This window comes from Streptosporangium nondiastaticum, from assembly GCF_003011965.1.
In the GTDB taxonomy this organism is placed as follows: domain Bacteria; phylum Actinomycetota; class Actinomycetes; order Streptomycetales; family Streptomycetaceae; genus Streptomyces; species Streptomyces nondiastaticus.
Genome location: NZ_PXWG01000014.1, coordinates 1 through 21279, shown reverse-complemented (window position 1 = coordinate 21279; position 21279 = coordinate 1). Strand labels below are relative to the sequence as shown.

At 73.0% G+C, this 21279-nt stretch carries 21 protein-coding genes; 9 read left to right on the top strand and 12 right to left on the bottom strand.

Annotated elements, in window-relative coordinates:
* Nucleotides 1–121: 121 nt before the first annotated feature.
* From B7P34_RS08920 to B7P34_RS08910, 3 genes are all read left to right on the top strand, one after another.
* Entirely contained in the window at nucleotides 122–1564 is a 1443-nt protein-coding gene (locus B7P34_RS08920) for an amino acid permease (RefSeq protein ID WP_223267655.1), read from the top strand.
* A gap of 173 nt (nucleotides 1565–1737) precedes the next feature.
* Nucleotides 1738–3732, top strand: coding sequence for a hypothetical protein (locus B7P34_RS08915; RefSeq protein WP_223267654.1), 1995 nt, complete (start codon nucleotides 1738–1740; stop codon nucleotides 3730–3732).
* 43 nt (nucleotides 3733–3775) lie between these two features.
* On the top strand, nucleotides 3776–5332 hold the full coding sequence (locus B7P34_RS08910; protein WP_106675277.1) for a hypothetical protein: 1557 nt from the start codon (nucleotides 3776–3778) through the stop codon (nucleotides 5330–5332).
* 15 nt (nucleotides 5333–5347) lie between these two features.
* Here the strand turns inward: B7P34_RS08910 and B7P34_RS08905 are convergent, their stop codons facing one another.
* From B7P34_RS08905 to B7P34_RS08845, 12 genes are all read right to left on the bottom strand, one after another.
* Nucleotides 5348–5671 (bottom strand): plasmid stabilization protein, encoded by a 324-nt coding sequence (locus B7P34_RS08905; protein ID WP_106675327.1) that lies wholly within the window; start codon nucleotides 5669–5671, stop codon nucleotides 5348–5350.
* A 95-nt stretch (nucleotides 5672–5766) separates the two neighbouring features.
* Nucleotides 5767–7569, bottom strand: a complete 1803-nt coding sequence (locus B7P34_RS08900) for a complex I subunit 5 family protein (RefSeq protein ID WP_106675276.1) — start codon at nucleotides 7567–7569, stop codon at nucleotides 5767–5769.
* A 6-nt stretch (nucleotides 7570–7575) separates the two neighbouring features.
* Nucleotides 7576–7920, bottom strand: coding sequence for a sodium:proton antiporter (locus B7P34_RS08895; RefSeq protein WP_106675275.1), 345 nt, complete (start codon nucleotides 7918–7920; stop codon nucleotides 7576–7578).
* Nucleotides 7917–8666, bottom strand: coding sequence for an MnhB domain-containing protein (locus B7P34_RS08890; protein WP_106675274.1), 750 nt, complete (start codon nucleotides 8664–8666; stop codon nucleotides 7917–7919). The genes B7P34_RS08895 and B7P34_RS08890 overlap by 4 nt, the downstream gene beginning before the upstream one ends.
* On the bottom strand, nucleotides 8663–8914 hold the full coding sequence (locus tag B7P34_RS08885; protein ID WP_106675273.1) for a Na(+)/H(+) antiporter subunit B: 252 nt from the start codon (nucleotides 8912–8914) through the stop codon (nucleotides 8663–8665). The genes B7P34_RS08890 and B7P34_RS08885 overlap by 4 nt, the downstream gene beginning before the upstream one ends.
* A complete protein-coding gene (locus B7P34_RS08880) occupies nucleotides 8907–9338 on the bottom strand; it encodes a monovalent cation/H+ antiporter complex subunit F (RefSeq protein WP_106675272.1) in 432 nt (143 codons plus the stop codon). The genes B7P34_RS08885 and B7P34_RS08880 overlap by 8 nt, the downstream gene beginning before the upstream one ends.
* Nucleotides 9335–9511: a hypothetical protein gene (locus B7P34_RS37375; protein WP_189382600.1), complete on the bottom strand. Its 177-nt coding sequence runs from the start codon at nucleotides 9509–9511 to the stop codon at nucleotides 9335–9337. The genes B7P34_RS08880 and B7P34_RS37375 overlap by 4 nt, the downstream gene beginning before the upstream one ends.
* A gap of 150 nt (nucleotides 9512–9661) precedes the next feature.
* Nucleotides 9662–10336: a class I SAM-dependent methyltransferase gene (locus B7P34_RS08870; protein ID WP_106675270.1), complete on the bottom strand. Its 675-nt coding sequence runs from the start codon at nucleotides 10334–10336 to the stop codon at nucleotides 9662–9664.
* Nucleotides 10337–10413: 77 nt separating this feature from the next.
* The gene (locus B7P34_RS08865) at nucleotides 10414–10890 is read right to left on the bottom strand and encodes a glycine-rich domain-containing protein (protein WP_106675269.1); all 477 of its coding nucleotides are present in this window, start codon (nucleotides 10888–10890) and stop codon (nucleotides 10414–10416) included.
* Between the two features lie 371 nt (nucleotides 10891–11261).
* Nucleotides 11262–12110: a helix-turn-helix domain-containing protein gene (locus B7P34_RS08855; protein ID WP_106675267.1), complete on the bottom strand. Its 849-nt coding sequence runs from the start codon at nucleotides 12108–12110 to the stop codon at nucleotides 11262–11264.
* A 16-nt stretch (nucleotides 12111–12126) separates the two neighbouring features.
* A complete protein-coding gene (locus B7P34_RS08850; protein WP_106675266.1) occupies nucleotides 12127–12648 on the bottom strand; it encodes a DUF6879 family protein in 522 nt (173 codons plus the stop codon).
* Nucleotides 12620–12862, bottom strand: coding sequence for a hypothetical protein (locus B7P34_RS08845; protein ID WP_106675265.1), 243 nt, complete (start codon nucleotides 12860–12862; stop codon nucleotides 12620–12622). Before B7P34_RS08845 ends, B7P34_RS08850 begins: the two co-directional genes overlap by 29 nt.
* 922 nt (nucleotides 12863–13784) lie before the next feature.
* On the opposite strand from B7P34_RS08845, the gene B7P34_RS08840 reads away from it, so the two are divergent.
* The 6 genes from B7P34_RS08840 to B7P34_RS08815 all read left to right on the top strand — a co-directional run.
* Nucleotides 13785–14276, top strand: coding sequence for a DUF6328 family protein (locus B7P34_RS08840; protein WP_106675264.1), 492 nt, complete (start codon nucleotides 13785–13787; stop codon nucleotides 14274–14276).
* Nucleotides 14277–14411: 135 nt separating this feature from the next.
* Nucleotides 14412–16232 (top strand): thiamine pyrophosphate-requiring protein, encoded by a 1821-nt coding sequence (locus tag B7P34_RS08835; protein ID WP_106675263.1) that lies wholly within the window; start codon nucleotides 14412–14414, stop codon nucleotides 16230–16232.
* A complete protein-coding gene (locus tag B7P34_RS08830; RefSeq protein WP_106675262.1) occupies nucleotides 16229–16711 on the top strand; it encodes a hypothetical protein in 483 nt (160 codons plus the stop codon). Before B7P34_RS08835 ends, B7P34_RS08830 begins: the two co-directional genes overlap by 4 nt.
* Nucleotides 16712–16713: 2 nt before the next feature.
* Entirely contained in the window at nucleotides 16714–19125 is a 2412-nt protein-coding gene (locus B7P34_RS08825; protein ID WP_189382598.1) for a GMC family oxidoreductase, read from the top strand.
* Entirely contained in the window at nucleotides 19122–20243 is a 1122-nt protein-coding gene (locus tag B7P34_RS08820; protein WP_106675260.1) for an enolase C-terminal domain-like protein, read from the top strand. Before B7P34_RS08825 ends, B7P34_RS08820 begins: the two co-directional genes overlap by 4 nt.
* A 57-nt stretch (nucleotides 20244–20300) precedes the next feature.
* On the top strand, nucleotides 20301–21279 hold a 979-nt coding region (locus tag B7P34_RS08815; protein ID WP_106675259.1), incomplete at its 3' end, for an SDR family oxidoreductase.

Here is a 21279-nt window from a genome sequence, read left to right as displayed (position 1 = left end):
GGCGGGGAGCCGGGGCGGGGACACGCGCCTGCTGGTGACGGCAATCTTCTGGCCACGGGCGCTCTCCTGAGGGATCTTGTACTGACACCACAGGAACGGCAAGAGAGAGGACCCGACAACAGTGAGCTCGCCAACCACGGGGGACCCGGGCACCGGCACCGAGGGGTACAAACGGAGCCTGGGCTCCCGGCAGATGCAGATGATCGCCATCGGCGGCACCATCGGCACCGGCCTCTTCCTCGGCGCCGGCACCGCCATATCCCAGGCCGGCCCCAGCCTCATCATCTGGTACGCCGCCGCCGGCGCCGTGCTCTTCCTCGTCATGCGGGCCCTGGGCGAGCTGCTCACCCACCACCCCGTCTCGGGGAGCTTCGCCGACTACGCCCACCGGTTCCTCGGCCCGTTCTGGGGATACGCCACCGCCTGGACGTACTGGATCATGTGGGTGACCACCGGCATGGCCGAGATCACCGCCGCCGGACAGTACGTCAACTACTGGTACCCCGGCTTCGACCAGTGGAAGACCGCACTGATCTCCCTCGTGGTGCTCGCCTGCGCCAACCTCATCTCGGTGAAGATCTTCGGCGAGCTGGAGTTCTGGTTCGCGATCATCAAGGTCACGGCCATCGTCGGCATGATCCTCATCGGCCTGGGCGTCCTCATCATCGGCTTCGGGGACGCCGGCGACACCGCGTCCGTCAGCCACCTCTGGGCCGACGGCGGCGTCGCCCCGCACGGCGTGTGGAACTCCCTGATGACCCTGCAGATCGTGCTCTTCGCCTACCTCGGCGTCGAGCTCGTCGGCGTCACCGCGGGCGAGACCAAGGACCCGGAGAAGAACATCCCGCGGGCCATCAACAGCCTGCCGCTGCGCTTCGGCCTGTTCTACCTCGGCGCCCTCTTCGTCATCCTGTCCGTCGTCAGCTGGCAGGAGTTCCACCCCGGCACGAGCCCGTTCGTCGCCGCCTTCACCAGGATCGGCATCCCCGCCGCGGCCGGCATCGTCAACTTCGTCGTGCTCACCTCGGCGCTGTCCTCGTGCAACGCCGGCGGCCTGTACGCCACGGCACGCATGCTGCGCACCGCCGGCCTGAACGGCCACGGGCCGGAGGCGCTCGGCAGGCTCAGCAAGCGGGGCGTGCCCGCCACGGCCGTCGTCGTCTCGGCGCTGGTCATGGCGCTCGGCGTGCTGATCAATGCCATCGACCCGGAGCACGCGTTCGCCTACATCACGGCGGTCTCCACCGGCGGCGCGATCACGGTGTGGAGCATCATCCTCGTGACGCACCTGAAGTACCGCCGGGCGGTGGCCGCGGGCCTGGCGCGGAAGTCCACGTACCGGATGCCGGGAGCCCCGTACACGAACTGGCTCGCGCTCGCGGCCTTCGCCTTCGTGACCGTGCTGATCGGCTGGGAGTCCGAGACCCGCGTGGCCCTCTACGTGGTCGCCGTCTGGTTCGCCCTGCTCGGCGCCGGCTATCCCCTCGCGCGCCGGCGCGCGGCCCGTACGCCCCTGGCCGCCGCCCCCGCGGACGACCCCGCGACGAGCGCCACCCGCGGCTGACCCCGGCCGGCGCCCCCTCCCCGGGGGCGCCGTTTCCGCATGCCCGCCTGTCAGTTGCCGCCGAACGGCTCCCGCGAACGGCGCCCGCGTGGCAGCATTTTCTGACTGGTCGGCCGTGACACGCGCCGGCCCGAGGGGGGCTGAGTGACGTGCCGGAGCCTGTGAGACGGCCCTTGGGGACCGAGGGCATCGAGGCGCTGTTCCAGGAATGCCGCACACAGGTGCAGGACGGGCGCGCGGCGGCGGGCGGGCGCGGGCTGCCGGTGGTGGTCCTCGTCGGGACCCGCGGCAGCGGGCGCACCACGGCGCTCGAATGGCTCGGCTTCCTCGGCTCGCACCGCCCCCACGCCCTGTACGACTTCGCGTCCGCGGGGCCGCGCCGCCCGCACGAGGTCGCGGGCCGCCTCGCCTACGGGCTCTCCCACCGCTTCGCCCGCCAGCCCGCCCTGCTCTTCCCGCGCCTCACCCTCGGCCTGCTCGTCGTCGACCCCGGCCTCTCGCTCGACGCCCACGACTCCCGCCGGGCCGGCCAGCAGCTGCGCCGCGCCCTCTACGACGCCCACGAGCACACCGTCGCCGCCGACCGGGCCGCCGAGGTCGCGGGCCTCCTGCAGGACCTCAACCTCCTGCAGATCCCCGGCATCGGCCTGCTGGCCGGGCTGATCCGCCGCCCGCCCCGGATGCCGCTCGGCATCGCCCGGCGCACCGGCTTCTCCTGGTACGCCGGCCCGCACACGCCGCTGCACGAGCTCGTCGCCCTCAACCAGCTCAGCAAGAGCGGCACCGACGCCGACCGGGCCGCCGTCGACCGGAGGCTGTGCGAGGCCTTCCTCGCCGACCTGCGCGGGGAGTTCGCGCGCCGCCGCCGCGACCGCAACTGCGTGGTCCTCCTCGACAACATCGACGCCCCGGGCGGCCGCGCCTTCCTGGACCTGCTCGTGCAGCTGCGCGAGGCGAGCGGCGTCCCCGACCCGCTGCTCGCCGTCGCCACCGCCTCCGACGCCGGCAAGGTCCCCGGGCCCTTCGCCCCCGGACCGGCCGGAGTGTGGATCCGCACGCCCGAGCAGGCCTCGTACGCCGACTGGGAACAGTCCGTGCCCGACCCGCCGCCCGACTCCTCCTGGCGGTGGTACTGCGTCCAGTTGCGCGACCTGACGGCGGGCGAGGTCTCCCAGCTCGGCGCCGGCCTCGCCGACCGCCTGCCCGAGGCGCCCCCGCTGGTGCACCGGCTCACGCACGGGCACGCCTGGAGCGCCCACCGGCTCCTGGAGGCGGCGGCGCACATCCCCGGCCGGGGAGACGCCGAGGAGCTGCTGCGCGGCATCCTCGCCCGGCCCGCGCCCCCCGCCGGGGAGGAAGGCGCGCCCGAGCCCGGCCCGCTCGGCCGGGCCGTCCTGCACGACCTCCTCGAAGGCCTGACCGAGGAGCAGCGCACCGCCCTCGTCGAGTGCTCCGCCGCCCGCGAGTTCGACACGGCCTGCGACACCGACCTGCTGGACGCCTTCTCCCTGCGCACCCGCAACAGCCTGGCCCGCGAGACCGGCAACCGGCTCTGGCTGACCGCCCCCGACCCCCAGGACGCCGGCGCGCGCGGCGGCCGCGGCTCCGGATATCTGCAGGACGCCCATCCGCGCCCGCTGTCCGCGCACCCCGTCCTGCACCCGTGGCTGCGCCTGATGCTCCTGCAGGAGCTGGCCCGCAGCGGCTCCCGCTGGGACGAGGTCCACGAGCTGCTGCAGGACTGGCACGCGCGCCACGGCCACCCCCTCGACGTGCTCTACCACGCGCTCGCCCGCGGCCGGCTCGACGACGTCGTCGCCCACCTCGCCCGCAGCCTGACGGGCCTGCCCGGCACCGACGCCTGGCTGTACGAGCTCTACGCCGTCACGGCCGCGCCCGTGCGCACCCCGGTCCTGCCGGGGCAGACGCCCACCCTGCGCGTGGACCGGCTCGCGGAGGAGCTGGCCCCCGCCTCCTTCGCCGCACCCGACCGCCGGGCCCTCACCATGCTGGTGACCGCCCTGTGGCTGGCGGGCGACCCGCGCAACCGGATGCCCGCCGCCCGGCCCGAACTCAACGACACGATCAGCTCGATGTTTCAGAGCCTGGCCATGCACTCCGACCCCCGCAGGGTGGGGCTCAGGCACGAGGCCGCGAAGTACGTCTGACCGCGCCGCAGCGCGCGACCGCCGTCCGGCAAGGAGCCCGCCCATGCCCCTGAACCGTCCCAGCCCGCTCGATCCCGTGCCGCCCTGGTGGAAGGGGCTGCGGGGGATCGCCGCCCTCGTCCTCGTCCTGGCCCTCCTCGCCGGAGGCGGCTTCTGGCTGCTGGGCGGGGACGGCGACGGCGAGGACCGCTGCGCCGAGGACGTCCCGGGCCTCGTCCTGGCCGGCGCGGGAGACGACCGCGAGTGCATCGGCGTCATGAACGAGACCGCGTACGCCTTCGACCCCCGGCTGAACGACGTCACCGAGAAGATCGCCGCGGAGAACCGGCGGGTGCGCGACCAGTGGGAGAAGCCCGCCGCCGGCCGCACCCCCGTCCCCTACGTCAAGGTCGCCCTGCTCACCCCGATGACCGCGAGCGACAGCAGCGTGCTGCCCATCGAGGAGATCAGGAGCAGCCTCGAAGGCGCGTACACCGCGCAGTGCCGCGCCAACGCCTGCCCCGGGCTCTCCGCCGTGAACGCCATCGGCATCCACGGGCGGACGCCCCAGATCCAGCTGGTCCTCGCCAGCGAGGGCAGGAACCAGACCCACTGGCGGCCGGTCGTCGAGCGGCTGTCCGGCATGACCGGCGGCGAGCACCCGCTCGTCGCCGTCGCCGGCATGGGCGTCAGCGTGCCGGAGACGCAGCGCGCCGCCGACGAGCTCGCCAAGCACAAGATCCCGGCGATAGGCGCCGTCCTCACCGCCACCAACGTAGGCTCCGAGCGTTTGTTCAAGGTCTCGCCGTCCAACACCGACTACGCCAAGGCGCTGCGCAAGCGGCTGGACCGGCTGCCCGCCGAACAGCGCCGCGGCTACCTCGTCTTCGACAGCCGGGACGACAACTTCGTCCGGACCATGCGCCAGGCCTACGACGAGGTCTTCGCCGACTACATCGACAAGCGCCGCGTCTCCTTCGTGGGCACCACCGGCCCCCGCACCGAGGGCATGCCCAGCCTGTTCTTCAACGCCTTCAACAACATCTGCCTGACCAAGTCGGAGCTCGTCTTCTGGGCGGGCCGCGGCCGTGACCTCGCCGACCTCGTGCGGTCGCTGTCCTCGCGCAGCCAGTGCGGGCACGACAAGCCCATCACGATCGTCGTGGGCTCGCAGGGCGCCGTGCAGCAGGCCAACGACGTGATGGGGCTGCTCAAGGACAGCAGGATCACCATCCTGGAGGCGTCGGCGACCGACACCGGGCAATGGATCAGGGGTAACGGGGCGCCGAGCGGCTTCAAGCCCTTCCTGCAGGGTTTCCGCGACCTCAAGTTCCCCGACAAGGAGCTCTCCGACGGCTACGCCGTCATGCACCACGACTCCGTGCTGACCGCCGTGTGGGCGCTGCGCATGGTCACGGGGCAGACGGGCCGGGAGACGCCGGGCGTGCAGGACGTCTTCAATCAGCTGACCAACCTCCACGACGCCGCCGTGGTCCCCGCCGCCAGCGGGGACCTCAGCTTCGACGACGCCTCCGGCGGCTGGCCGCACAACAAGCCGGTGCCGATCATCCAGGCGCCGGGCGGCGCCGCGGATCCCGGGCCGCTGTACAAGACGCAGTAGCGCGGCCCGGTGCTCTCAGTGCCCGAGCTTCCGCTTGAGCTCGGCCTTGTTCATGTGCGACCGGCCGTGGAGGTTGCGGCGCTGGGCCTCGGCGTACAGCTGGTCGTAGGTCGGGCCCTCGGAGCCGCTGTGGGAGCGCTGACCGCCGCGCCGGGAGGAGGACATGTCCTGGGTCGAGGACTTGCTCGCCGTCTTCGACTCCCCGGCCCGGGCGCGCTCCTTGTTGACGGTGCGTGCGGCGATCTCCTTCGCGCGCTTGGTGCTCTCGCCGCGGTCTTCGGCGCTCTCCTTGATGTGCTCGTACTGCCGCTCACGCTTGGGACTGGAACCTCGAGGCATGATGTCCACCCTTGTAGTGATTGCTTGCGCTTTCACCCTGCCTGCCGTGCCGGGGCCCCGCAACCGTTCGGGGCGGGGGCGGGGCCGGGCGCCGTTCACCAGAGGGCCAGCAGCGAGACCAGTCCGATGCCGGCCACCGCCCAGGCCACGTAGTCGCCGACGTGCCCGGAGTGCAGCCGGCGCAGCGGCGCGCTCCCGGGCACGGCCCGCGACGTGCGGCCCACGGACAGGGCGGCGAGCGCGACGGCGAGCGCGGCCGACAGCAGGCCGAGACCGGCACCGGTCCACGTCCACCAGTCGTACGCCCCTGCCGGGTGCGCGGCGGGGCGGCCGTCGAGGACCGCCGCCGCGTAGCCGCCGTGGTCGGTGAAGGACTCCGCGGCGGCGGTGACCGCGGCGGTGAGCCCGGGCACCGTGCCCACGGCCAGCGCCCCGGCCAGCAGCAGCGCCGCCACCGTCACCATGGGGACGGGCGGGCGGCGGACGCGGCGGCCGGTCTCGGGCTCCTCCTCCCCGCCCGCGGTCTCCGGCCCCGCGGCCCCCTCCTCTTTGTCCCGTCCCGCCTGCCCGGCGCCCAGGAAGACACGCGCGGCGACCCGCAGCGCCGCTCCGCCCGTCACCGCCGAGACGAGCACGAACAGGGCCGGCAGCCAGGGGGACTGCTCCTCCACGAGCGCCTTGCCCAGCGCCGTGCCGAACGGCGGCAGCCCGGCGAGCGCCAGCCCGCCGGCGGCGAAGAGCAGGCCCGTGCCCGGGGTGTCGCGGCCCCTGCCGTGCAGCTCGGCCTCGTCGACGCTGCCGTGCCGGTCCAGGAGGATGCCGGTGCAGGCGAAGAGGGCGGCCTTCGCCCCGGCGTGCCCGAGCACGTACAGCGCCGTGCCGGCGATGCCGTGCGGCGTCAGGAGGGCGATCCCGGTGAGGAACAGGCCGGTGTGCGCCACCGTGGAGAAGGCCAGCAGCCGTTTGACGTGCCGCTGCTGCCAGCACATCAGCGCACCCGCGAGCGCGCTCGCCACCCCCAGCACCAGGAGCGTGCGCCGGGCGCCGGCGGCCGGGACGCCGCCCGGCCCGGCGAAGACCGTCGTGCAGACGCGCGCGGCGCCGTAGCCGCCCATCTCCACCATCACGCCGGACAGCAGCATGCACACCGGCGTCGGCGCCACCGCGTGCGCGTCGGGCAGCCAGAAGTGGAAGGGCACGGCCGCGGCCTTGACCAGCAGCGCGGTCAGGATCAGTACGAACGCGGCGACGACCAGGGCGTCCCCGCCGCGCCCGGCCGGACCTGCCGCCGCGTCCAGTTCCCGGCCCGCCTGCGCCATGCCGAGCTCGCCGGTGCGGGCGTACAGCAGGCCGATGCCGAGCAGGCCGGCGTAGCCGCCGAGGGAGTTGACGAAGCCGAAGACCAGCGCGCCCTGCACGGGGCGGGCCTCCTCGACGCGGTAGCCGGTCAGGGCGTAGCCGACGACGCCCATGAGCTCGAAGAACACGAACGCGTCGAAGAGGTCCCCGGTCAGCGCGAAGCCGCACATGCCCGCCTGGAAGAGCAGGACCAGGGCGGGGAAGGCGCCGCCGTGGCCGTGCGGCGGCTCGTCGAAGTAGTGCCAGGAGTAGGCGAGGACGGCGACGACGAGCAGCGAGGTGAGCGCGGCGAGGCCCAGCCCGATCCGGTCGCCGACCAGCACGATCCCGACGCTGTGGCCGTCCCGCGGCCCCCAGGCGCCGAGCCAGGAGACCGCGGGCGGGCGGGTGAGGGCGACGGCGGCGAGCCCGGCGGAGGCCGCGGCGGCCAGCCCCGCGACGGCTTCCGCCACCGGGCGCGGCACGTGGCGCCCGCCCGCCACCAGCAGGGCCGCGCCCAGCAGCGGCACCACGACGATCAGCGGGAGCAGCCGGCCCATCGCGGCTCAGCCCTTCAGCCCGGACAGCTCGTCCGGGTCGACGGTGCCGTGCCGCTTGGCGGTCTGGACGACGAGGGCGAGCAGCAGGGCGGTGACGGTCGCGCCCACGACCACGTCGGTGAGGGCGAGCGCCTGGACGACCGGGTCGACGACGGTCGCGCTCGTCGGCGCGTCGGCGAAGACGGGGGCGGTGGCGCCCTTCCGGTAGCCGACGGACAGCAGGAGCACGTACGTGGAGGACTGGGTGACGGCCAGGCACCCGACGGCGTGGATCAGGTTGCGGCTGGTGGCCATGCCGTGGATGCCGGCGAGGAAGATCCACCCGGCGATCAGGTAGGGCAGGAGGCTCACGTGCTGCGGCCCTCCTCCCGCTCGCCCTCGATCTCCAGGGCCTGGGCGAGGAAGTGCGCCAGCAGCACGACGACGGCCGAGGTGACCTCGATCCCGACGGCGGCGTTCAGCAGCGGCACCGTACCGCCCGAGGAGAGGGTGTTGAACGTGCCCGGCGGAAGGACGTTGGCCAGGTAGGCCGAGCCGGCGATCAGCCCCGCCGCGCCGAGCAGCACGTAGGCCGCCTCGCCGGCGCCGTCGGCCAGCTCGTACAGCCCGAGCGGCCGGAAGCGCTCCAGGGCCGGGTAGTCGACGGCGATGTACAGCAGGTGCAGGGAGGTGGCGGCGACCACACCGCCCTGGAAGCCGCCGCCCGGGCTGAGCTGGCCGTGCGCGATCACGTAGAGGCCGATGAGCAGGGTGACCGGCAGCATCAGGCGGCCGTAGCGGCGCAGCGGTGCCGGCACGCGGACCGGCTCCGGCGGCACGCGCTTCTCGTCGCGGGTCCGCCGCAGCAGCACGACGGTGCCCAGGACGCTGGCGAACAGGACGGACTCCTCGCCGAGGGTGTCGAAGCCGCGCAGGTCGAAGTTGACGGACGAGACGGCGTTCGCGGTCCGCTGCTGCAGCGCGGCGCGCACCGCCCGGTCCCCGTAGGGGTGCCAGGAGCCGCCGAAGCCGGGCAGCTGCGTGCAGGCGGCCGCGTACAGCGCGGCCACGGCCAGCAGCCCGGCGGCCAGCACCCACAGCCGTGCGCGGCGCGTCACTTCGGACGCCCCTTGCGCTGCCGCACCTTGCGGACCGTCAGCAGGATCATCAGCGGGGTCACGGCCGAGCCCACGGCGAGCTGCGCGAGGCCCACGTCCGGCGCCTGCAGGACGGTGAAGAGCGCGGCGAGCGACAGGCCGAGCAGCGAGAGCACGATCGCCTGCCGGGCCGGGTCGCGCTGCAGCACGGCCGCCGTGGCCGCGGCCGCCACGAGCACCAGGGCGGCGACGACGACCGCGTCATCCACGGCGCACCGCCCGCGAGGTGACGGCGCCTCCGGCGATCAGGAGCACGCCGGTGAAGACCAGTTTGACCGACGCACGGCCGGGGCCGGTGGCGACGCACATCGGCACGACGGTCGCGGGCGCGCCGACCAGCACGGCGGGCGTCAGCAGGCGCGCCCCGGGCGGCCGCGCCTCCATCTCGTCGCCCAGGAGCCGGGTGAAGACCAGGGTGCCGGCGGGCCCCAGCACGGCCACGACCAGGGCGAGGTCCACGTAGGACGGGCGCCCGTAGCCCTGGGCCAGCAGGAGGAAGACCAGGCACAGCAGGAGCGTCGCCATGTTCTGGGCGACGACGCGCCGCCCGGCCGTGCCGCGCGCCGCACCCCACAGGCAGGGCCCCAGACCGCCGGCGACGAGCGCGCAGGCGGCGGCGAGCCACCAGTTCACCGGGCCGCGGCCCGGCGGGCACCGCGGGCCGCCCACGCCGCGAGCAGGGCGGCGCCCGCCCCGACGGCGAGCTCCAGTGTGTCGGCCCGGCTGATGAGCACGGCCCACACCGCGGTGAGCCCGGCCCACCACGCGAGGACCTCCGCCACGGCCCCGACGATGCCGCGCGCCATCCGCTCCACCTCCGCCGCCTCCGCCGCTCGCGGGAATGCCCCAGTATCGGCCTGCGGGCCCGCCGATCCGGCGGACCGGCCGGGCGCGTGTCGCGGGGCGTGTACCCCTGATTTTTGAATATATTGCGACCTGCGAAGATGCGAAGCGACTCAGGCGCCGGGCGCCAGGGCCCGAACGAGGAGCGTGCCGGTCTTCCAGCCGTCGGGCGGGGTGACCTCGTTCGCCAGGGCGTAGCGGAATCCGTGCTGCTTCAGTCGGTCGGTCCACATGTCGGGGGTGTAGTCCCAGCGTCTGACGACGAGCGGGTTGGGGTCGTCGGCCTGGTTGATGTAGGACGCCTGACAGCCATAGCACCCTTCGACCGCAGGGCGCTGGGAGAAGGCCAGCACGCCGCCGGGCCTGAGCACCTGGCGAATGGCGGGGAGCATCTGGTCCGGGTCGGTGAACCAAATGGCTCCGAAGACGGAGTACACGGCGTCGAAGCGTTCGGCGGTCTCGCTCGTGAAGTCGAGCGCGCCCCGCTGGTGCAGCTCCAGGCCCGGCAGGTCCCCCCAGCGTTCGCGGGCGGCGTCGAGCTGGACAGGTGAGATGTCAACGCCGACGGCGCGGTGCCCGAGGGTGGCGAGGTGGGCGAGATTACCGCCCGTGCCGCATCCCAGCTCCAGGACCGACGCCTTCTCGGCCGCACCCAGGACTTCGGCACCGGGCCCGTGGTCGGGGTACTGGGTCCAGTTGAACCAGGTGGTCTCCCCCTTGGCATTCTTCTCCCGCCGGCCGCCGGGCTTCCTGCGTGCGTAGGTGTCCCACGCGATGGTGTCGGTCACGCGCTTCTCCTCATGTGCTCAGAAGGGACGGCCAGCCGCACCGGACAGTACGGCTGGCCAACGGGTGTGTGCTGTGCTCAACCGGTCAGGGCGGTGGCGTGCTTCGGGCTGTTGTGGCAGTTGGCGTGACACTGCGAGCAGTCAGCGATGTCAAGCTCCGGCCAGAACTCCAGATCGACGGCGTACCCTGCCGCCTGGATGGCGTCCACGGTCCGGGCCCGAAGGCCCTTACCTCCGCCGTGCTCCTCACGATCCAGGAACCCGGGCTGGTGGTGGACGAACTTCCCGAAGGTCTCCTGGCAGAAGTCGGCGTACGCCTTGGTCCGCAGGACGAACGCGTGCCAGAAGTCGTCCACCAGCGGGGACGGGCTCAGCGGCTTCTCACTGGTCGCGCTGGCTGCCACGAACGCCAGCATCTGGCCCACGCCCCGGTACGCCAGGTCCTCCGGGATGTGGTCGTACTTGGCTCGCACGTCGGCGGCGATGGTCTCCCGCAGCTCCGCGCTGACCAGGGTTCCCGCGTCGATCGCGGGCCGTTCCTCAACGATGGTCACGTCTTACCTCCTCGGAAGGGTGGTGCTCGGACGTGAGCCCGCTCCGGTCACCGACCTGGGAATGGCTGAGGACGCCGACCGGAGCGGGCGGCTAGGCAGGCAGCGGGCCGATACCGACCGCGACGCCTGGCGCTCGGGCGCACAGCGGGGGCACTCGCACGGCGGGTAGCGCACCGGGTTCTCCAGGATGACCACGGGGTCGCCCGTCCGTACCGCCCGCGTCGGCTCGTGCGTCCCTCCGCTGTCGCGGCTGACCCGCAAAGTCATCAGCGGGGCTTTGTCCGACGTCGGCTCTCTGCTGCCTGCCATGCGGACACGCTAGGAAGTCGGACTGTCCGGGCCCAACGAAGTTCTATGAAGTTCCACGCGAGTTACCCGAGCGCGCCAACGGCAGCGGTGATGAGCGCACGGGCCTTGGCGCCGTACACCGCCAGCTCCGCCATCTCTCCGAACGCCTTGAGGTACTGCCCCACCTCGGACGGCGCTGTCACGTTCACCTGCGCCGTGAGCAATTCGACTTGCGCTATTTTCTCGTCATAGACGCTGAATGTCTCGATCATCCACATACGACGAGAGGCGGAGAATGGAATCACCCCGAGGGAGACGGACGGATACGCCATCACGGACAGCAGGTATCCAAGCTGGCCCGCCATTGTCTCGGCGTCGCCCACGCGATGCCGCAGGACCGACTCCTCCATCAGTAGCGCGAAACGGTGGTCACCCTCGCGAACAACGTGCGACCGAGTCAGCCGTGCTTCCACGGCCTCGGCCACATCGTTGGGCGTGCCGTGAAAATCGGTGATCGCGCTCAGCAAGGCTGTGGCATAGGCGTGAGTTTGAAGAACGCCAGGCACGACGTTGGAGCAGTAGACGCGGAAGACCCGCGTACGCTCAAAAAGCGGCACGTAGGACTCTTGGAGCCTGCGCAGGCCAGTGCGCTGAACCCGCCTCCACTCCACGTACATGTTGTCAGCGGAGCGGGAGGCGGCGATCAGGTCAGCGGCTGCGTCATCGACGCCGCATGCGGCGCACCATGCACGTATGTCGGCGTCGGACGGCGGCGTGACGGCGTTTTCCAGGCGCGAGGCTTTGGAGGGGTACCAACCGGCCCGCTGGGCCACCTCCTTGGCCGTCAGGCCGGCGTCGCGCCGGATCTCCCGGAGGCGGTCACCGACAGCCTTCCGCGCCGCCGCGACGCTGCTTGATGGGGGTGTAGGCATGATCTAGCTGTGCCACTCAGACCCGGTAATCCTCGTGGGGTGTTGCCCGGTCCCACACCGAGTCGAACGCCGTGGCGCACAGCTTCGCCACGGCAGGCCGCTCGTCCAGCTCAGGCCCGGCCGAGCCGCCATCTCCAGTGAAGTGGTTCCACATGATGATTTCGCCGTCGAACAGCCAGAAGTCATTGCCGGGCAGGGTGAGGTCCGACGCCTTCCGGCGGGGAAGCCAACGGACCACCTCCCCCGCCGCAATGTTCTGGTACGTGCAGCCGTGCTCGTACTTGATGTAGTCGCTCACCGGCTCCGAGACGATCCGGGCGCGACGGAAGACGACTCCGCGTTCGACGGCCTCGCGCACCATGGTGTGAAACTCGTTCCACCATGCCTCGGGATCCGGAGACGGTCGCCATCCTGAACGCCACGCTTCAAATTCTGCGGCCTCTTCGCCGATGCCGTACGAATCGCGCATCTCAAGATGGACAGCCGAGTGCCGGGTCTTCGCCAGTAGATCAGCGAACGCCAAGTCGGTCTGCGACATCACAAGCCTCCCTGATGGCGGGCACCATGCGGATGGGCAGCCTCACCACCGCTTCACTGTCCGGAATGGAGCCCGACTCCAGGCACTGGGTCAGCAGCGCATCCCCTGCCTTCCAGCCCTGGACGACGATCTCCTGTGCCTCATCGTCGACCCAGGCTGTGGGGCACTGAGTCCCGTTGGTGTTCGGGTCCTTCGCGATGAACAGTAGCGCCATGACAGCCTCCGTCGGTCTGCCGGTTCTACGGACGTCTACGAGGCTCGTCGTCGGCGCATCCCGCGTCAAGAGGGCGGTGGCCTAGGGACGTTGAAACGCCAAAGGCCCCCGCACCTGCCACGGCGGGCAGACGAGGGGGCCGAGCGGCGGCTGGGCACCTGAGCGCTGACGACGCCGAAACAGCGATTAGGCGCCCCTCGCTTGTCACTGAACGTTACCAAGGGCGATCACGAAGCGTTGCGCTCAGGACAGGACACCAGGATGCCGTCACCCACACAGCCCGCACAGGCAGGCTGCCGACATGGCCCGCCAGGAGCATGGGCAGTGTGTGCCAAGCGCACCCGGCGCGCTAGCACCGCCTCCGCGCGCGGGAGCCGGAGCCGACAGACAGGAGCCACGTCACGACCAGGAAGAAGCAGGCCGACAAGGTCAGTCCGCGTGAAGACCTCGGAGTCGATGAGCGCGGCCGAAGTGAGCAGTGGGACAGGTCCGACCTGGCCGCCTCACAAGACGCCGAGTCCCCCGAGCGCACGGCCGCCCTAGAACAGCCGAAGAAGCAGAAGCCCCAGACGCGCAGCGCTTGCAAAATCGACGAAGACGACGTGCCCGAAGGGATTCATGCCGGGCTCCAACGGGACGCCGGAAACGTCAAGTAGTACCCCGCCTCCGGTACGAGCAACGGGCCACAGTGAGCGGCCCGGCCCCCAGAGTTCCAGGGAGGACGGCGGGCGTGCAACGAAAAGCCGCTACCGGGAGGCACCCCCACGCCCACTGCCGGCAAGGGCACTGAGCTGACCTCAGCGTCACAACTCCCCAGGGCGCGACCCCTCCGCCCCGATCCGCACCGCGCGGATTCCGCGCAGCGTTGCATGTCCGCTCCGAGCAGGGGTACCCCGGGCAGGAGTCGATGCGGAGGACCGGCATGGCGGCGAGCGGAGCGCAGGGCGGTGGCCGTCACGAGACGCCCGAGGAGCGGGCGGACCGGCGCTGGGGCGAGCTCCTGCAGGAGGTGCGCGTCACCCAGACGGGTGTGCAGATCCTCTTCGGCTTCCTGCTGACCGTGGCCTTCACGCCCCGCTTCGCCACGCTGGACGGCACCGACCGCACCATCTACGTGGTGACCGTGATGCTGGGCGCGGCCACCACCGGCGCCCTGATCGGCCCGGTCTCCTTCCACCGGATCGTCAGCGGGCGGCGCATCAAGCCGCAGACGGTCGCCTGGGCGGCCCGGCTGACGCTGGCCGGGGTCGTCCTGCTGCTGTGCACCGTCACCTCGGCGCTGCTGCTGATCCTGCGCGTCGCGCTGCACAGCCCGGCCGTTCCCTGGCTGGTGGCGGGCATCGTGGCGTGGCTCGTGCTGTGCTGGTTCGGGCTGCCCGGCTGGGCGCTGCGCCGGTACCGGCCGAAGGACTGACCCCGCACATCCGCACGAGGGATTCGGCGCGCCCCGTGTTTCTCCCGCCCGGGACCGGTCACCCGTACCACTGAGGCGGGGAGCGCGCAGCCCGCCGCGAACCGGCCGCAACGCCCCCGGGAGAGGGAGAGCTCCATGTCGACGAAGGTGTCCGACCACCTCCTGGAACGCCTGCGCGAGTGGGGCGTCGACCGGGTGTTCGCCTACGCGGGTGACGGCATCAACGGCCTGCTGGCCGCGTGGGGCCGGGCGGACGACGATCCGCGGTTCATCCAGTCGCGGCACGAGGAGATGTCCGCGTTCGAGGCCGTGGGCTACGCGAAGTTCTCCGGCAAGGTGGGCGTGTGCGCGGCGACGTCCGGGCCGGGCGCGATCCACCTGCTCAACGGCCTCTACGACGCCAAGCTCGACCACGTGCCGGTCGTGGCGATCGTCGGGCAGACCAACCGCAGTGCGATGGGCGGCTCCTACCAGCAGGAGGTGGACCTGCTGAGCCTGTTCAAGGATGTCGCCTCCGACTTCTGCGAGATGGTGACTGTCCCCGAGCAGCTGCCGAACGTCCTCGACCGGGCCATGCGCACCGCGTACACGCGCCGCACCGTCACCGCGCTGATCATCCCCGCCGACGTGCAGGAACTCGACTACGCGCCCCCGCAGCACGCGTTCAAGATGGTCCCCTCCAGCCTGGGCGTGGCACCCTACGCGCCCGTGCCCGCGGACACCGAGATCACCCGGGCCGCGGAGCTGATCAACGAGGGCGAGCGGGTGGCGGTCCTCGTGGGGCAGGGCGCCCGCGGGGCGCGCGCCGAGGTCGAGCAGCTCGCCGACGTCCTCGGCGCCGGGGTGGCCAAGGCGCTGCTGGGCAAGGACGCGCTGCCCGACGACCTGCCGTACGTGACGGGGGCCATCGGCCTGCTGGGCACCCGGCCTTCGTACGAGCTGATGCGCGACTGCGACACGCTGGTCGTCGTCGGCTCCAGCTTCCCGTACACCCAGTTCCTGCCGGAGTTCGGGCAGGCGCGGGCCGTGCAGATCGACATCGACCCCTTCATGGTGGGCCTGCGCTACCCCTTCGAGATCAACCTCGTGGGCGACGCGCGGGAGACCCTCGCGCGGCTGCTGCCGCAGCTGAAGCCCAAGGCGCACGGTGACTGGCGGGCCGGGATCGAGAAGAACACGGCGCGCTGGTGGGAGGTGATGGAGCGGCGCGCCGCGGTCTCCGCCGACCCCGTCAACCCCGAGTACGTCTTCCACGCCCTGGACCCGCTGCTGCCCGACAATGCGATGCTGACCGCCGACTCCGGGTCGGCCGCCAACTGGTACGCGCGCCACCTGCGGATCCGCGGCACCATGCGCGGCTCGCTGTCGGGCACGCTGGCCACCATGGGCCCCGGCGTGCCGTACGCCATCGGCGCCAAGTTCGCCCACCCCGACCGGCCGGCGATCGCGCTCGTGGGCGACGGGGCGATGCAGATGAACGGCATGGCCGAACTCATCACCGCCGCCAAGTACCACAAGGAGTGGCAGGACCCGCGGCTGGTGGTGGCCGTGCTGAACAACCAGGACCTCAACCAGGTCACGTGGGAGATGCGCGCCATGGAGGGCGCCCCGCAGTTCCTGCCCTCGCAGGCGATCCCCGACGTGCCCTACGCCGACTTCGCCCGCTCCATCGGCCTCGACGGCGTGCGCGTGGAGGAGCCGGACGGCGTCGTCGCCGCCTGGCAGCGCGCCCTCGCCGCCGACCGGCCCTTCGTCATCGACTTCCGCACCGACCCCGCGGTGCCGCCCATCCCGCCGCACGCGACCCTCGACCAGATCGAGGCCGCGGCCGCCGCGGTCCTCAAGGGCGACAGCGACCGCGCCGCCGTCGTCCGGCAGGGGTTCAAGGCGAAGATCCAGGACATGCTGCCCGGCGGCCGCAAGCGCCGCGCGCACGGGGAGGGGGGCGGCGGATGAGCCTCCTCGCGCGACGCAGGGGACGGGCCGCCCGGCCGGCGGCACCGGCGCCCTACGTCCTGGACCGCATGGTGCGCAATGTCCGCCACGGCAGGTTCGAGCGCACGCTGTCCCTGCTGACCGCCGCGGGCTCCCTCGTCACGGCCGCGGAGATCTACCTGGAGCACGACCGCGCGAGCTTCGGCAACCGCGTGATGTGGTGGCCCGTGCTGCTCGGGCCCGTCGGCGCGGCGGCGGGCGTGGCCGGGTTCGCCAGCGAGCGGATGGCCAAGACCGCCCTGCCGGTGGCCTCGGCGGCCATCGCCGCCAACGGCCTGCAGGGCACGTACCTGCACGTCCGCGGCATCGCCCAGAAGCCCGGCGGCTGGTCGATGGCCCGCTGCAACATCGAGCTGGGGCCGCCCCTGTTCGCGCCGCTCCTGGTGACGATGGTCGGCGGCATGGGCCTGCTGGCCGCCCTGCTGCGCCGGGAGCGGTGACGGTGACGACGCCCGGCCGGCACAACCCCCGGTTCACGGGGTACGACGTGCTCGCCCGGGCCGGCACATGGGACGCGGCGACCTCCGGCGTCGTCCTCTCCCGCACCGCCGTCCAGCCCGGCCTGCGGTTCTTCACCCTCGCCGAGGAGGCCACGGCCCGCCCGCTCTTCGACCACCTGCTCGCGCAGTGGGACGAACCCCGGGTCCCGGTCCTGCAGATGGTCGACGCCCGCCTCGCCGAGATGCAGACCGACGGCTGGCGCTTCGCCGACATGCCCGAGGACGACGAGGCGTGGCGGCGCTCGCTCGCCGGCCTCGACGACGACGCCCGCGCCCTGCACGGCGCCCCCTTCGGCGGCCTCGCGCGCGAACGGCAGGCCGCGCTCGTCCGGGCCGTGCGCGACACCGGCTCCGCACGCTGGCACGGGATGCCGGCGGGCCACGTGTGGGGTCTGTGGACGCGGTACACCGCGACGGCCTTCTACTCCCACCCGTGGGCGTGGAACGAGATCGGCTTCGGGGGGCCGGCGTACCCGCGGGGATACGTACGGCTCGGCCTCGGCCTGCGGGAGCCGTGGGAGGTCGCGGACCAGCACCCGGTGGACCCCGTAACGGATTCCGGGCAGGCTGTGGGCAGTCGTTCCGCCGGGGCGGAACGGGTGGGCACAGCCGGCCACCGGGCCGCACCCCCTCGGGGCCTGGCGGCAGCGGCCCGCGCCGCAGCCGGCACCCTGCGGCTCACCACAGCACCCACCGGCCGCATCCGCGACCGCAACGCCTCCGCCTGGCTTCTGCCCCGCGACGACCGCCGTTTCGACCGCTCCCTCATCGACGGCATGCGCCGCCACGAGGACGACGACGAGGTGGACCTCGTCGTCATCGGCTGCGGAGCCGGCGGCGCCACCCTCACCCAGCGCATGGCCCGCCACGGCTGGTCCGTGGTCTGCCTGGAGGCCGGTCCGTTCTGGAACCCGGACACCGACTGGGTCAGCGACGAGGCCGGCTCGCACCACCTGTACTGGACGGAGCCGCGCGTCGTCTCCGGCACCGACCCCGTCCCGCTGGGGGCCAACAACTCCGGCCGCGGCGTGGGCGGTTCGACCACGCACTTCGCCGGCTACGCGCCCCGCTTCCACCCCTCCGACTTCGCCACGCTCTCGGGCGACGGGGTCGGCGCCGACTGGCCGCTGCGCTACGCGGACCTGCGCGCCTCCTACGAGCGGCTGGAGCAGGAGCTGCCGGTGGCCGGGCAGTACTGGCCCTGGGGCGACCCGCACCCGTATCCGCATGCCCCGCACCCCGTCGGCGGCAACGGCGAGGTGTTCCTGCGCGGTGCCGCCGCCCTGGGCATCGGGGCGCGCGTGGGCCCGGTCGCCATCACCAACGGCCGCTTCGGCAACCGCCCGCACTGCGTCTACCGCGGCTTCTGCCTCCAGGGCTGCAAGGTCAACGCCAAGGCGTCCACCCTCATCACGCACGTGCCCGACGCGCTGGCCCACGGCGCGGAGATCCGCGCCGACTGCATGGTGACGGGCATCGAGCTCGACGCGCAGGGCCGCCTGGCCACCGGTGTGCGGTACCTGCGCGAGGGCAGGGAGCGCTTCCAGCGCGCCCGGGCGGTCGCCGTCGCCGGCTACTCCGTCGAGACGCCCCGGCTCCTGCTGAACTCCGCGTGCCGCCGCTTCCCCGAAGGGCTGTGCAACGACTTCGACCTCGTCGGACGGTACGTCATGGTGCAGGGGGCGCCGCAGACCTCCGGCCGGTTCGCCGAGGAGGTCCGGGCCTACAAGGCGCCGCCCCCGGAAGTGTCCTCGGAGGACTTCTACGAGACCGACCCGGCCAAGCCGTACAAGCGCGGCTTCTCCCTGCAGACGGTCTCCCCGCTGCCCGTCGTCTGGGCCGAGCACGTGGCGGCCCAGGGCCACTGGGGCGAGGACCTGCGCACGTACATGCGCGACTACGTGCACTGGGCCACTCTGGGCGCGCTGTGCGAACTGCTGCCCCTGCCGGACAACCGCGTCACCCTGTCGCAGGAGAAGGACCGCTACGGCCTGCCCGTCGCCCACTTCTCGTACAGCCAGTGCGACAACGACCGCATGCTCATCCGCGCCGCGCAGACCGTCATGGAGGACGTCCTGCGCGCGGCCGGCGCCACCGAGGTGATCACGATCAACCGCTACGCGCACCTCGTCGGCGGCTGCCGGATGGCCGCGGGCCCCGGGAGCGGCGTCGTGGACGCCGACCTGCGCACCTTCGCCGTGCCCAACCTGCTGGTCACCGACGGCAGCGTGCTGCCCACCCAGGGCAGCGCCAACCCGGCCCTGACCATCATGGCGCTCGTCGACCGCGCCGCCGCCCGGCTGGCGGCCGGCGCCCGCAGCGGTCTGCGCGCGCCCGCGGGAGCCCCCCGGTGACCGGCCGGGCCCCGGACGGGCCGGTCGTCGACGGCGTGACGGCGGCCGTCTACACGGTCCCCACCGACGCGCCCGAGGCGGACGGCACCCTGAGCTGGAACGCCACGACCCTGGTGCTCGCCTCGGTGCAGTCCGGCGACACCACCGGGACCGGCTGGACCTACGGCTCCCCGGCCACCGCCGACGTGATCACCGGTCAGCTCGCGGACGTCGTCGCCGGCCGCCGCGCCTTCGACGTGCCGGCGGCCAACGAGGCGATGAGCCGCGCCGTGCGCAACACCGGCCGGCCGGGCCTCGTCGCCGGTGCCCTCTCCGCCGTCGACATCGCCCTGTGGGACCTCAAGGCCCGGCTGCTCGGCCTGCCGCTCGTGCGGCTGCTCGGCGCGTGCCGCACGGACGTGCCCGTCTACGGCAGCGGCGGCTTCACCACCTACGACGACGCGAGCCAGGACCGCCAGCTGCGCCACTGGACCGAGGAGCTCGGCATCCCCCGCGTCAAGATCAAGATCGGGGAGTCGTGGGGCGCCGCGGAGGACCGGGACCGCTACCGCGTCGCCCACGCCCGCCGCAGCGTCGGCGACCGCACCGAGCTCTACGTCGACGCCAACGGCGGCTACACCGGCAAGCAGGCCGCACGGATGGCCCGGCACCTCGACGCCCACGGCGTCGTCTGGTTCGAGGAACCCGTCTCCTCCGACGACCTCACCGGCCTCGCCCGGCTGCGCGACACGGTCCTGCCCGACGTCGCCGCCGGCGAGTACGGCTACGCCCTCTCCTACTTCGGCCGCATGCTGCAGGCCGGCGCCGTCGACTGCCTCCAGGCCGACGCCACCCGCTGCGGGGGCATCACCGTCTGGCTGCGGGCCGCCGCCCTGGCCGAGGCGGCCGGCATCCAGATCTCCGCGCACTGCGCCCCGCACGTCCACGCCCACGCGGCCGCGGCCGTCCCCAACCTGCGCCACCTGGAGTGGTTCCACGACCACACCAGGATCGAGTCGCTGTTCTTCGCCGGAGCCCTCGACCCGGGCGGCGGATCCGTGCGCCCGGGCGCGGAGGGCGTGCCCGGCCACGGCCTCGTGCTGCTCGCCGGCCGGGCCGAGCCGTACCGGGTCCGCTGACCACGCGGGCGACCGCACCGGTCACCGCCCCCCAGGGAGCCCGAAGGAAGGAGCCCCATGAGCCAGACCGTCGTCATCACCGGCGCCAGCGCGGGAATCGGCCGCGCCACGGCCCGCCTGTTCGCCCGCAAGGGCGCCCGCGTGGCGCTGCTGGCCCGGGGCGAGGCCGGGCTGGAGGCCGCCGCGGCCGACGTCACCCGGCTGGGCGGCAAGGCCCTCGTGCTGCCCGCCGACGTGGCCGACCACGCGCAGGTGGAGGCCGCGGCGATCGCGGCGGAGGAGGCGTTCGGGCCGATCGACGTCTGGGTCAACGCGGCCTTCACCTCCGTCTTCGCCCCCTTCACCCGGATCACGCCCGAGGAGTACGAGCGCGTCACCGCCGTCACCTACCTCGGCTGCGTCCACGGCACCCGGGCCGCGCTGCGGCGCATGCTCCCGCGCGACGCCGGCACGGTCGTCCAGGTCGGCTCGGCGCTCGGCTACCGGTCCGTGCCCCTGCAGTCCGCGTACTGCGGCGCCAAGCACGCCGTCAACGGCTTCACCTCCGCCGTACGGACCGAGCTCCTCGCCCGGCACAGCCGCGTCCGCGTGACGGTCGTGCAGATGCCCGCGGTCAACACCCCGCAGTTCTCCTGGGTCCTCTCCAGGCTGCCCAACCGTCCCCAGCCCGTCCCGCCGATCTACCAGCCGGAGGTCGCCGCCCGTGCCGTCGTGCACGCCGCACGGCACCCCCGGCGCAAGCAGTACTACGTCGGCGCCTCGACCCTCGCGACGATCCTGGCCGACAAGGCGGCACCCGCCCTGCTGGACCGCTACCTGGCCCGGACCGGCATCTCCTCCCAGCAGACCGACGAGCAGGACCGCGCGGACCGGCCGCACAACCTGTGGCAGCCCGTGGACGACGCCGGCGGCGGCGACTTCGGCGCGCACGGCGCCTTCGACGAGCGGTCCCACGCGCACTCCCCGCAGGCGGCCCTCGGCCGGCACCCCGCGCTGCTCCCGGCCGCCGCCCTGCTCGCCGCGGGCGCGGCGGCCC

What these genes read in the sequence shown, in the direction of transcription:
- B7P34_RS08910 (WP_106675277.1), top strand. Translation starts at nt 3,776, where the DNA reads ATGCCCCTGAACCGTCCCAGCCCGCTCGATCCCGTGCCGCCCTGGTGG.
- B7P34_RS08905 (WP_106675327.1), bottom strand. Translation starts at nt 5,671, where the DNA reads ATGCCTCGAGGTTCCAGTCCCAAGCGTGAGCGGCAGTACGAGCACATC.
- B7P34_RS08900 (WP_106675276.1), bottom strand. Translation starts at nt 7,569, where the DNA reads ATGGGCCGGCTGCTCCCGCTGATCGTCGTGGTGCCGCTGCTGGGCGCG.
- B7P34_RS37375 (WP_189382600.1), bottom strand. Translation starts at nt 9,511, where the DNA reads ATGGCGCGCGGCATCGTCGGGGCCGTGGCGGAGGTCCTCGCGTGGTGG.
- B7P34_RS08855 (WP_106675267.1), bottom strand. Translation starts at nt 12,110, where the DNA reads ATGCCTACACCCCCATCAAGCAGCGTCGCGGCGGCGCGGAAGGCTGTC.
- B7P34_RS08850 (WP_106675266.1), bottom strand. Translation starts at nt 12,648, where the DNA reads ATGTCGCAGACCGACTTGGCGTTCGCTGATCTACTGGCGAAGACCCGG.
- B7P34_RS08845 (WP_106675265.1), bottom strand. Translation starts at nt 12,862, where the DNA reads ATGGCGCTACTGTTCATCGCGAAGGACCCGAACACCAACGGGACTCAG.
- B7P34_RS08840 (WP_106675264.1), top strand. Translation starts at nt 13,785, where the DNA reads ATGGCGGCGAGCGGAGCGCAGGGCGGTGGCCGTCACGAGACGCCCGAG.
- B7P34_RS08835 (WP_106675263.1), top strand. Translation starts at nt 14,412, where the DNA reads ATGTCGACGAAGGTGTCCGACCACCTCCTGGAACGCCTGCGCGAGTGG.
- B7P34_RS08830 (WP_106675262.1), top strand. Translation starts at nt 16,229, where the DNA reads ATGAGCCTCCTCGCGCGACGCAGGGGACGGGCCGCCCGGCCGGCGGCA.